Here is a 12791-nt window from a genome sequence, read left to right on the forward strand (position 1 = left end):
ATTTTACTTACTTAATAGATTACCATAATTTAGTAAAACATACATATTTTATAGGTTTAATAAATTGTTAAGTTTTAAAATTAATTTAGTCATTATTTTACAAAATGTTTCAATGTTTCAAATAACGGAAATGTATGATGTGATAATGAATCGACTAAAGCATTTTTTTCACAATCATTCATATCTGATATCACTGGTACTAATTGAGCTAATTTAGCTTCAAGCTCAATAATTTGATTTGATATTTGTTGAATTTGTTCAAAAACACAATTTTTTTGATTATAATTAGTTTGCAGTAAATCTTTTATCTCTTCTAAGGATATTCTCATTTTTTTACAATGTTCAATAAATCTGAGAGTCTCAATTGCCTCTTTGGAATAATATCGATAGTTTGATTCTGATCGTTTTGCTTCTAGTAACCCTAATTTTGTATAATAATCAATTGTTCTTTTTGAAACTTGAGCTATTTCAGCTAACTCACCAATGCGATACTCGATCCCAAGTGACAACCCTCCCCATTTTAAATAATATTTCTATTATATAATTTAGAAAGTATACAGTCAAACGTTACAGTTCTACAAATAAAGTCATAAATATGGTATTGAAATACATATTATTATAGATTTTTGAATAATCATTGTTGTTTTAAAGAAGTTTGTACGTTGATTTCCGCTTCAGGATGCTCGCTTTCCATAGGGCGAGACTTGAGCCTCCTCTGCAAGCCTGTGGGGTCTCAAGCTTCCCGCTTTTCCCATAGGAGTCGAGCACCTTACACTCCAATCTTTTTAACCTTTTTTGTTGATTGATAATACCAATGAAAAACAACATTAATAATACAAGTGGTAAAAATAATTAAAGAGTAGTCTAATTTAATTAGACTACTCTCTTTTATCGGGGTATCTTGTCATTTGCAGTCGTTATGATTAATCTTTTTTATTGATATTAAGCAGATTTTTATCAGATTATTATTCGAATAAGAGGTATATTTGCTAATTCCATTTGAAAGTATCTACTAATGAACATTTCCCAACACATAATACCTTAACTGGTATGGGTAATTTTTTATTTTATTTGCGATTCATTGAAATTTAATTGCTGTTTTGCTAATTTTATTTGCGGTTTTGCTAATTTTATTTGCGGTTTTCTAATTTTAATTGCAGTTTTCCTAAATTTAATTGCGATTCTCAGATTTTAATTGCAGTCCCTTCTTTTTTTGTACCTTTTCATCTTTTATTTGCACAAATATTCTCCTTATTTTCAACTCAGCCTTTAATTCGTATGATTCCTTCTATAAATTTTTTCAAATCTATATTGATATACCAAAAAACGAGTGTCCCCATCTTTTGGGACACCCTCCATTTTTATGTATTATTTCATTCTCTTAAATCAAATAAGCTAAGGAAAACATCCGTAATTTCAGGATCAAATTGGATTCCTTTATTCTTTTCAATTCCCTTTAAGCAGTCGTCTAAAGACATCCCCTTACGATATAATCGATTTGAGATCATTGCATCATAGCTATCGGCTATTGCTACAATTCTAGCAGTTAAAGGAATTTGATTACCTTTTAACCCTTCCGGATATCCTTTTCCATCGTATCGTTCATGATGATATAAAACGATATCAAAAATGCCATTTTCATTAAAAATATCAATATGCTTAATAATGTCATATCCAATCACAGGATGTTTTTTAATTGTATTATATTCATCCTCAGTTAATTTCTCGTCCTTCAGTAAAATATGCTCCGGAATTCCAATTTTACCAATATCATGTAATAGCCCCCCTTGATGGATGACTGCACATAGACTTTGAGATAACTTCATTTTCTTTGCAATTTTATAACCAATATTGGCAACACATTCTGAGTGATGTGCAGTGTAGTTGTCTCTGGAATCTAACGCCTTTGAAAGAGCTAATATTAACTCAATCGATCCTGTTTTAACTTTCTGATATTGTTTCATTAAACCGACTGATATGTACGCGATCAAGTAGTATGTAATTAGATAGCTAATAATGTGCCCTGCCTGGGGAACTAAATAGTATCTAGCAAGCACTATTATTGTAGAAACCAAAATGATAAACCAATGAGGACGGTTATAAAAACCGAGACCAAATATTACAGTATTAAGCATGTACAGAAAGTAAAAACTATCATTTTTTACAGAAGAAATTAGATTGAATAAGACACTAACCACAAAAGAAATGTAAAAAGCATAACGAAAATAAACTGGATTGTTAAACCATTTAGAAATCATTTAAACTCCCTTAAATACAATATACCTATTAATTTTTCCATTATCTTCTAGAACATGCATATTTATTTATCAATCAAAGTATTAACCAACTTAATTTTTTATTTTTATTCATTTCGATCAATACCATTGCCTTTTCACTAATTAGAATATTAAAATTTTTTGTGAAATTTTTATTATTTTATTTCATCTTTTATTGACCAACGTATATCGGTGGTTTAAAGTAAGAATATTATAAAAATAACAAGTGAGGATGATTATTATGGAACGCGTCTTTAATTTCTCCGCTGGTCCATCTGTCTTGCCTGTTCCAGTATTGGAAAAAGTACAAAAAGAACTAGTTTCTTATGGTACTTCTGGTATGTCAGTTATGGAAATGAGTCATCGTTCGGCTGAGTTTGAAGGAATTATTAAGAAATGTGAAAGCTTATTACGTGAACTTTTAGAAATTCCATCAAATTATAAAGTGTTATTTTTACAAGGTGGAGCATCAACTCAGTTTTCAATGATTCCATTGAACTTATTAAGTAAGTATAAAAAAGCTGCTTATATTAATACAGGAACTTGGTCAAAGAAAGCAATCTCTGAGGCAAAAAAATATGGAGATGTTGATGTAATCGCTTCGTCTGAGGATGAAAATTTTTCATATATTCCTAATTTAGAAGATTTAGCCCTTTTTGAACAATACGATTATTTACATATTACAACGAATAACACGATTGAGGGGACAAAATACTCAACTTACCCTAAAACAAATTCTCCATTAGTTGCAGACTTTTCTTCAAATATTCTTTCTGAACCAATTGATGTGTCTCAATTTGGTTTAATTTATGCTGGTGCTCAAAAAAACATCGGTCCAGCAGGATTAACAATTGTCATTATTAGAGAAGATCTCATTGGAAGTGCAGATAAAAATTGTCCAACAATGCTCGACTACAAAACACATGTAGAAGCTTCTTCACTTTATAATACACCTCCTACATTCAGCATTTATGTAGCGAAGCTAGTTTTAGAATGGATTAAAGAATCAGGTGGATTAAATTCTATTTATCAAACTAATCTTTTAAAAGCTCAATTGTTATATGATTTTATCGATCAATCTGACTTGTTCTCTTCACCAGTTAAGAAAGAGAACAGATCACTTATGAATATTCCATTTACATCAACTTCTGATGAATTAAATAAGCAATTTCTTGCTCAGGCAAATTCAGCCGGCTTGGTGAACCTTGAGGGTCATCGATCAGTTGGGGGAATGCGAGCTAGTATTTATAATGCGATGCCATTAGAAGGCGTTGAGAAATTAGTTCATTTTATGAGTCAATTTGAAAAGAAAATAGTAGAGGAGATTGTAAGATGATAAAAATTCAAACATTGAATAATATTTCTGAGCACGGAATAAAAGAATTTCCTTTGGAAAACTATTCAATTAACAATCAATTAAATGAACCAGATGGAATTCTTTTAAGAAGCCATAGTATGCATGAAATGAACATACCAAACAGTGTTAAAGCAATCGCAAGAGCTGGCGCTGGTGTAAATAATATTCCAATTGATGAATGTACTTCACGAGGAATTGTTGTATTTAATACGCCTGGTGCAAATGCAAATGCAGTTAAAGAACTAGTTCTGACAAGTTTATTTCTTTCTTCACGACGAATTATTGAAGGAATTGAATGGACACGTTCTTTATTTGGTGAAGAAAATGTATCCAAAATTGTAGAAGCTGGTAAAAAAGAATTTGCAGGAGCAGAGATTGCAGGAAAGAAATTAGGTATTATTGGTTTAGGTGCAATTGGTGCACTTGTAGCAAATGACGCTCTTGCATTAGATATGGAAGTATATGGTTATGATCCTTATATTTCAGTCGAAACTGCATGGCGATTATCTAGGAATGTGCAGCGAATCGATAATTTAGAGCAGATTTTTTCAACATGCGATTATATAACAATCCATGTGCCTTTAACACCTGAAACAAAAGCATTTGTGAATGAAAAACTTTTATCAGGCATGAAAAAGGGATCAAGATTACTTAATTTCTCACGCTCTGAATTAGTAGATGATGCTGCGCTTGAATATGCGCTGAATAATGGGACTGTAGGAGTTTATGTGACAGATTTTCCAAATGAAAAAGTGATTGGCATGAAGAATGTCATTCCAATTCCTCATTTAGGAGCATCAACAGCTGAATCAGAAGAAAACTGTGCCCGAATGGCTGCAAAACAATTAAAAAATTATTTGGAAACAGGTAATATTAAGAACTCTGTTAATTTTCCAAATGTAGAATTACCTTATACAGGCAAAAAACGTATTACGATTGCGCATAAAAACATTCCAAATATGGTCGGTCAAATTACAGGATTACTAGCAAACTATCAAGTAAATATTGCTGATATGCTTAACCGAAGTAAAGGTGCTTTTGCTTATACAATGATTGACCTTGATGAAACGATCAATGGTCCAGTTGAACAGCTGTTAAAAGATATTGAGGGTGTTATTTCAGTAAGAATCATCTAACCTCAGACTGTTGACAAACGCTCGCTTTCTTCGTTACTTCGCCTGTTGAGCGGTGCTCATTACCGTCTAGGGTAACTCCGCTCCTCACCAGGCTTCGCGCCTCGAAAGACAAGCGCTTGCAATCAGTCTGAAACTCAGATTTTTTGTGTTTTTGTGTTTTTTGTCTACACAATGAAGCGGTAGGTCTCATTACAAGAGTCCTACCGCCTTTTACTTATTATTTATTCAAAACAATTTTCAATAATTGTCGCAACGCCTTCTCCTCCACCAATACATAGGGTTGCAAGTCCGTACTGTGTCTCGCTTCTCTTCATTTCATGTATCAATGTAACTAGTATTCGAGTTCCACTTGCACCAATTGGATGTCCGAGTGCAATCGAACCTCCATTTACATTGACAATATTTTCATCAAATCCGCATTCCTTCATGACAGAAAGCGATTGCACAGCAAATGCTTCGTTTGCTTCAATCAAGCCTATTTCACTTAATTCAATCGATGATTTTTCAAGTGCTTTTTTTGCTGCAAATGCTGCTCCAATTCCCATTATGCTCGGATCAACGCCTGCACTACTATTTGCATTTATTTTTACTAATGGTTTAATACCTAGTTCTCTTGCCTTACTTTCACTCATAATTACAACTGCTGCTGCGCCATCATTTATACCAGAGGCATTTGCTGCTGTAACCGTTCCATTCTTTTCGAAGGCTGGTCTTAGGGCTGAAATTTTCTCTACAGTAGCGCCAAATTTTGGATATTCATCCTGTTTAAAGATGATTGGGTCCTTCTTCCTTTGTGGAATTTCAATCGCAACAATTTCATCTTCAAATTTACCGGCATTAATTGCATTCTCAGCTTTTTGTTGGCTATTTACCGCAAACTCATCTTGTTTTTCTCTCGAAACTTCATAACGAACAGCCAAGTTTTCAGCTGTGTTTCCCATGTGATAATCATTAAACGCACACCATAGTCCGTCTGCAATCATACTATCAACAATCTTTTGATCTCCCATTCTATAACCATCTCTTGCACCTTTAAGTAAATAAGGTGATTGACTCATATTTTCCATACCGCCAGCAACGATAATTTCAGCATCTCCTGCTATAATTGCTTGAGTTGCCAAATGGACTGATTTTAATCCAGAACCACAAACCTTATTTATTGTCATTGCTGAGACAGTATTTGGGAGTCCTGCTTTTAATGCTGATTGTCTTGCTGGATTCTGACCTAAACCAGCTTGAAGTACATTCCCCATTATGACTTCATCAACCTGGTTTTCTTGAATACCGGCTCTATTAATCGCTTCTTTAATAACTTTAGCGCCTAATTCTACTGCACTTACATCTTTCAATGTACCACTGAAACTTCCGATTGCAGTTCTAACAGCACTAACAATTACAACGTTCTCACCCATTTTATTTCCCCCTTTTTATTTCATCCTAAATAACCAAATCACATGAAATCTTTTAACTTTTTATGTTATAAGCTTTACATTTTTCATAAAAAGTTGACTTGCTTATTTCTAATAATTTTGCAGCTTCAATTTTATTACCTTGAGATTCAATTAGAGCTCTCTTAATTGCTTCCTTTTCGGTCTCTTCAACCATTTCTTTTAATGATTTTATGGTATTTTGATTGTTTAATTGAGATACATTTTTTTCGAATTCGACTGTATTTTTTTGACTGGTTGGATTTTCATACAAATAAAGAGGTAATTGCTTTGGTGTAATCACTTTGCCATTTAGGACATTTATGCATCTCTCAAGTACGTTTTCTAGTTCTCGAATATTTCCTGGCCAATGATGTGACTTAAGAATTTGTAAAACTTCATTTGAAATTTGAATTCCGTTTCGATGAAATTTCCTTTCGAGTTTTTTTATTAACGAATCTGCTATGAGAGGTAAATCATTTATCCTTGATCTAAGTGGAGGAATGTCTATTTTAATTACATTTAAGCGGTAATACAGATCCTGACGGAATTCTTTTAATACTACCATCTTCTCAAGATTTCGATGCGTAGCTGCAATGACTCTTACATCAATGGAAATAGGAGAACTTCCACCAACTCTTTCAATCTCTCTTTCTTGAAGTACTCTTAGTAATTTACTTTGCATATGCAAGGACATATCACCAATCTCGTCTAGGAATATCGTTCCTCGGTTCGCAAGCTCAAATTTCCCTTTCTTCCCACCTCTTTTTGCACCTGTAAAAGCACCTTCTTCATAACCAAAAAGCTCTGATTCTAGTAAATGCTCTGGAATGGAAGCACAATTTACTCGTACAAATGGAAAATTTCTTCTTGGACTAGCATCGTGAATTGCATGTGCAAACAATTCCTTACCTGTACCAGATTCACCAAAAAGTAAGATTGCAGATGAACTTGCAGATACTTGCTCTGCTAAATTTTTTGTAGCGTTAAAGACTGGCGTATCACCAATTATTTGATTGAAGCTATATTTACTATTTAATTCTTTCTCAAATTTTCTTTTATAATAGTTTAATTCTTCTACTAAAGGTTCTACTTTCTTAGAATACTCAATCCAATCTTGCGCATTTCGGAACATTACCGTTCCGACAGCACCTACTAATTCATCACCCACATAGAGTGGATAACGATTTGCTACCATTTCTGTATTTTTTATTGGATGGATCTCCGCTACCTCTGCCTGACCGGTTTTAGCGACTATATGCATTCTAGAGTTTTCAATAACATCTACTACAGGCATACCAATCACTTCATCAGCAGAACGCCCAACAAACTCACAATACGATTCATTCATATACAAAACTTTTCCTTCACGATTAACGACAACAATCCACTCAGTTGCAAGATTAATAATTTCGGAAATCCAATCAAAAGGAAGACTCTCTAACATACTATTCATTCATACGATACCTCACTTAAAGTAGTAGGGTTCTAGAAAGGATAAGAGCAGGAATCTCCCCCTGCTCAAACAACATTTCCTCTTTTCCTACTGAACTGTATATCCTGCATCTATTACATTCGCTTGACCTGTAACCCCACTAGTAAATTCGCTAGCAAGAAATACTGTATAATTTGCTATTTCTTTTACTGTAAGTAATCTTTTTTGAGGTACTAATGGATAAATTACTTCTTCAATTACACTTTCAATTGGTACATTTCTTGATTTTGCTAAATCAGCCAATTGGTTTTGAACTAAAGGTGTATCAACATAGCCTGGGCAGATTGCATTGACTGTAATACCGTCACTTGCACCTTCTAATGCAGCAACCTTTGTTAAACCAATAACGCCATGCTTCGCAGAATTATAAGCAGCTTTACCAGCGAATCCTATTAATCCATTGATAGAAGCCATATTAATAATGCGACCATATTTTTGCTTTTTCATAATTGGAAATACATGTTTAATACTAATAAAAGGTGCAGTTAACATGACCTTAATAAGTAATTCAAATTTTTCAGTTGGGAAATCTTCAATTGATGAAACGTATTGTAAACCAGCATTGTTTATTAAAATATGTAATTCACCAAATTGATCGATTACTTTACGAAACGTGTCAACTACTTGTTCTTCATTTGTTACATCACAAGCATAACCAATCGCATTAAACCCTAGCTCTTGTAATGAAGTAGCTGACTTTTGAACATTTTCCTCATTTAGGTCGGTTAAGACAACTGTTGCTCCTTGCTCTGCAAAGGTTTTAGCAATTTCAAAACCAATTCCACTACCAGCACCAGTTATCAGTGCAACCTTCTCAGAAAGCATTTGCTGCATTGGTTTGCCTCCTTTTAAAGATTAGTTCACGTTATTTAATAACTTCGGACTAATTGTAAATGTAGCCTCTGTTTTTTCAGTAATTTCTTGAATCGTTGCTCCACCAACGCATTCTACTAAAACCATTCCATTTTCTGTAAAATCAAAAACGGCTAATTCAGTAATCAGTCTATGAACTACGCTTTTTCCAGTTAGTGGTAAAGTACATGCTTTTTTAACTTTACTTTCTCCGTATTTATTTGCATGTTCCATCACTACAACGATTTTCTTAGCACCATTTACTAAGTCCATCGCACCGCCCATACCTTTTACCATTTTTCCAGGGATCATCCAGTTAGCTAAATCACCAGTTTCTGAGACTTCCATACCACCTAAAATAGCTAAATCAATATGGCCTCCTCTAATCATCGCAAAAGACTCAGCGCTATCAAAATAAGAAGCTCCTTTAGCCGCAGTTACTGTTTCTTTACCTGCGTTGATTAAGTCAGCATCTAGTTCAGCTTCTTTAGGGTATGGTCCAATACCTAGTAAACCATTTTCGGATTGTAGCATTACTTCAATTCCTTCTGGAAGATAGTTTGCTAATAAAGTAGGTAGTCCAATTCCAAGGTTTACATACATACCATCTTGAATTTCTTTAACCGCAGTTTGAATAATTAATTGACGAATATCTTTCATGTTATTAGCCTCCTATACTCCTGTAGTCATTCTACGTTCAATTCGTTTTTCGTATGTTTCACCGTGGACCACGTGTTGTACATAAATGCTTGGCGTATGAATTGCATCAGCATCAAGTTGGCCAACTTCTACTACTTCTTCAACTTCTGCAATTGTGATTTTTCCAGCCATTGCTGCAAGTGGATTAAAGTTACGAGCAGTTTTTCTAAAAATTAGATTCCCTTGCTTATCAGCTTTCCAAGCTTTAACAAATGCAAAGTCCCCTACGATCCCTTCTTCTAATAAATAAGTTCTTCCATTAAATACTTTATGTTCTTTTCCTTCTGCGATTGGTGTACCTACACCAGTTGCTGTGTAGAATCCTGGGATTCCAGCACCGCCTGCACGAATACGTTCAGCTAGAGTCCCCTGAGGAACAAGCTCTACTTCAAGTTCTCCACTTAAGAACTGCTTTTCAAAAATTTTATTTTCTCCAACATATGAAGAAACCATTTTTTTAATTTGTTTATTTGCTAATAAAAGACCAAGACCCCAATCGTCTACTCCACAGTTATTACTTACGATTGTTAAATCCTTTGTCCCTTTATCTCGTAATGCTAAAATCATTTTTTCAGGAATACCGCAAAGACCAAAGCCACCGACAATAATCGTAGCTCCATCATGAATTTGTGAAACAACCTCTTCAACTGAAGTAATTACCTTATTCTTGCCCATTATTTTGCTCCCTTCAAAAGTAAGATTAGTAGTTTAACATTCTTAAACAAGTCCTGTAAGTTTAAATACTGCAATGATTAAGAATACTGCAACTGTTTTAATGATTGTTATTGCAAAAATATCTTTATATGACTGGCGATGTGTTAAACCAGTTACAGCTAATAATGTGATGACTGCACCATTATGAGGCAAAGTATCCATACCACCTGATGCCATCGAAATAACACGATGCATTACTTCAGGCGGAATATTGTATTTATTAATTGCCTCGATGTATTTATCAGACATGGCACTGAGTGCAATACCCATACCACCTGATGCAGAACCTGTAATACCTGCTAAAGTTGTAGTCGTCACAGCTCCATTTACTAATGGATCCGTAAATGTATGAGAGATTCCTTTACTGACCATTCCAAATCCAGGTAAAGCAGAGATTACTCCACCAAAACCATATTCAGCACCAGTATTCATAGAAGCAAGAAGTGCTCCACCAATGCTTGCATTCATACCTGTCTTTAGATTTGTACGCATATTTTTATAGCCATAAATCATCGCTGAAAGGATCCCAATAACTAAAGCACATTCAACTGACCAAATACCAACAACTGCAGGAATTTGAACAACCCCAAAAGCTTCTAGTCCAATTGATTTAAAGTCAAATTCCTTTGGATACCATTTTGGGAATGAAACAACAAAAAATTTATTTGAAAATCCAACTAATAATAGTGGAACAAATGCTAGAATCTGTTTTAAAACTGGTGTAGGAGTATTGGTCGTTAATGTAGGAACTTCTGTTTGAGTTTCATTTGCAGCAGCTAGTTCTCCATTAAATCCTAAATAACCTTCACCTGCTTTTTCTGCTTTTTTACGTCTTGATTCTAAGTACCAAAGACCAACTGCAAGTACAAAAACAGCTGCTAAAATACCTAGAAATGGTGCAGCATAAATATCTGTTTTGAAAAATGTAGTTGGAATAACGTTTTGAATTTGCGGTGTACCTGGCAATGCATCCATCGTAAATGTAAACGCACCAAGTGCAATTGTTCCAGGAATTAGTCGTTTTGGAATATTACCTTCACGGAATAAGTTTGCAGCAAATGGATAAATAGCAAATACAACAACAAACAAGCTTACCCCACTATATGTTAAAATGGCTCCCATTAATACAATCGCTAAAATAGCTCTTTTTGCTCCAACTAATTGAATAATCGTTTTTGCGATTGATTCAGCAATCCCAGACATTTCAACGACTTTACCAAAAATTGCACCAAGTAAAAATACAGGAAAATATAGCTTTATGAAACCAACCATTTTTTCCATAAAAATATTACTAAAAAATGGAAGAATATAACTTGGTTCAGTTAAAAGTACTGCAAATAAAGCACAAATTGGTGCAAATAAAATGACAGAAAACCCACGATAAGCAACAAACATTAAAAGTCCTAATGCTAATAAAATAATTAAGATTTCCATAATAACCTCCTTGTTATCTTTACGTATTGGCACTTTTTTGATAACGCTTTCATTCAAATTCATTTTTGAATTTGAATTCCACTATTTACTGTATTTAGCTCCTTTCAAGGGATTTTCCTTCTGCTAATAAAACAAGCAAATAGTATGCCAAGTTATTATGAGTTTTTAGAAAGACCGTATTTAATCTATTTGGGACTTTGTCTACACTATGAAAATTTATTTTATAATTCTAATAATATTAAGTTAATTTATAATTTTCAATTATTTTTATCGAAGTTTTTTCCAAAATTCCGGAATTTCACCTCAATAAAATTCCGAAAACCTGGAAATTCCAGAAATTCGGAATTTTATTTTTTGAACATTTTATGAACTTTTTATAGCGAACAATGATGATGAATTAAATTTTCCATCCAATCATGTACCTCTAAAAATTGAAACCCTTCTTTTTTAGCTTTCTCATTACTCAATGATTGATCGCTATAAGCATCAAAAGGTGATTGATGTTCGACTGCACCATTAGAATTAATAATAGCCTTTTTTCCAGTTTCCTTTTCACACATGTTTATTATTTCTTGAAATGTTATTTCACCATTAGAGCACGCATTAAAAGGACCACTTTTAATCGATTCATTTTCCCCTAACCAAAGTAAAAACTCTGCAGTTTCATCAGAATCGATAAAGGTCATCTCTTTGTTTAAATCAGATATGATTATTTCTTCATTTTTTGAAATTTTATTAACATGGAAGAGTAATCTCTTTGTATAATCATCCGGTCCCAATACGATCGGGAATCTAGCCGCATACACTGGGAAATTTGCTTCTTGATATAAAACAGCCTCACAAAGACGCTTCCCTTCCGCATAAGAATATTCATTATCATTGTTATACTTAATAGGATAATTGTAAGGATCGAAATCAGTTTCAACATGGTTTAATCCCGTTTCATAAACCGCTAAAGACGAAGTGAAAATATATCTTCCAACATGATTCGTTAATAGTTTAGAAATTTCCTTCGCTTCATTTGGAGTATAACAAATATTATCATAAACAAGGTCCCATTTTAGATTACTTAAACTAGCTAATGTTTCAGGATTTCGTCGGTCGATTATAAATCTACTTACTCGATCTCCGAAGTCATCCTCTGTTAGTCCTCTTGTTGCGATTGAAACATTATAGCCTTTATCGATTAATTTATGAACAAGTCGTTTTCCGAAAAATCTTGTACCACCTAATACTAAAACCTTTTTCATTTTTTAACCTCCAAACAAAAAAATACCCAATATTAATAATTCGCCATAAAACTGCAAAATACCTTTTTTATATACGAATCTTCTTTTATCAAGTTTATTTTTCTAGTAGTCTATTTATGGGATTTGGACGAAAAAAGAGAGCCTCATTCAC

At 33.6% G+C, this 12791-nt stretch carries 11 protein-coding genes; 2 read left to right on the plus strand and 9 right to left on the minus strand.

Going from position 1 to position 12791, the window contains the following annotated elements; all coding sequences use genetic code 11:
- Positions 1–92: 92 nt before the first annotated feature.
- The gene (locus tag BM319_RS19005; protein WP_025568527.1) at positions 93–509 is read right to left on the minus strand and encodes a MerR family transcriptional regulator; all 417 of its coding nucleotides are present in this window, start codon (positions 507–509) and stop codon (positions 93–95) included.
- Positions 510–1373: 864 nt separating this feature from the next.
- Complete coding sequence (locus BM319_RS19010) at positions 1374–2258, minus strand: HD-GYP domain-containing protein (RefSeq protein WP_025568526.1); 885 nt, start codon at positions 2256–2258, stop codon at positions 1374–1376.
- Positions 2259–2517: 259 nt separating this feature from the next.
- Here BM319_RS19010 and serC point away from each other — a divergent pair, with 259 nt between their 5' ends.
- Positions 2518–3612 (plus strand): 3-phosphoserine/phosphohydroxythreonine transaminase, encoded by a 1095-nt coding sequence (gene serC, locus BM319_RS19015; protein ID WP_025568525.1) that lies wholly within the window; start codon positions 2518–2520, stop codon positions 3610–3612.
- Positions 3609–4769, plus strand: coding sequence for a phosphoglycerate dehydrogenase (locus BM319_RS19020; RefSeq protein ID WP_025568524.1), 1161 nt, complete (start codon positions 3609–3611; stop codon positions 4767–4769). The genes serC and BM319_RS19020 overlap by 4 nt, the downstream gene beginning before the upstream one ends.
- 221 nt (positions 4770–4990) lie before the next feature.
- On the opposite strand, the gene BM319_RS19025 is transcribed toward BM319_RS19020, so the two are convergent.
- The 7 genes from BM319_RS19025 to BM319_RS19055 form a co-directional block, all read right to left on the minus strand.
- Positions 4991–6181, minus strand: a complete 1191-nt coding sequence (locus tag BM319_RS19025; RefSeq protein ID WP_091024182.1) for an acetyl-CoA C-acetyltransferase — start codon at positions 6179–6181, stop codon at positions 4991–4993.
- Positions 6182–6233: 52 nt separating this feature from the next.
- Complete coding sequence (locus BM319_RS19030; RefSeq protein ID WP_069033865.1) at positions 6234–7652, minus strand: sigma-54 interaction domain-containing protein; 1419 nt, start codon at positions 7650–7652, stop codon at positions 6234–6236.
- Positions 7653–7739: 87 nt separating this feature from the next.
- A complete protein-coding gene (locus BM319_RS19035) occupies positions 7740–8516 on the minus strand; it encodes a 3-hydroxybutyrate dehydrogenase (protein WP_069033888.1) in 777 nt (258 codons plus the stop codon).
- A 30-nt stretch (positions 8517–8546) separates the two neighbouring features.
- Positions 8547–9203 (minus strand): 3-oxoacid CoA-transferase subunit B, encoded by a 657-nt coding sequence (locus BM319_RS19040; protein WP_069033866.1) that lies wholly within the window; start codon positions 9201–9203, stop codon positions 8547–8549.
- 12 nt (positions 9204–9215) lie between these two features.
- Positions 9216–9917 (minus strand): CoA transferase subunit A, encoded by a 702-nt coding sequence (locus BM319_RS19045; protein ID WP_091024184.1) that lies wholly within the window; start codon positions 9915–9917, stop codon positions 9216–9218.
- A gap of 42 nt (positions 9918–9959) precedes the next feature.
- Positions 9960–11390 (minus strand): GntP family permease, encoded by a 1431-nt coding sequence (locus tag BM319_RS19050; protein WP_091024186.1) that lies wholly within the window; start codon positions 11388–11390, stop codon positions 9960–9962.
- Between the two features lie 374 nt (positions 11391–11764).
- The gene (locus tag BM319_RS19055) at positions 11765–12640 is read right to left on the minus strand and encodes an NAD-dependent epimerase/dehydratase family protein (protein WP_091024188.1); all 876 of its coding nucleotides are present in this window, start codon (positions 12638–12640) and stop codon (positions 11765–11767) included.
- Positions 12641–12791: the final 151 nt, after the last annotated feature.

The organism is Bacillus sp. UNCCL81 (assembly GCF_900112535.1).
GTDB lineage: Bacteria > Bacillota > Bacilli > Bacillales > Bacillaceae_G > Gottfriedia > Gottfriedia luciferensis_B.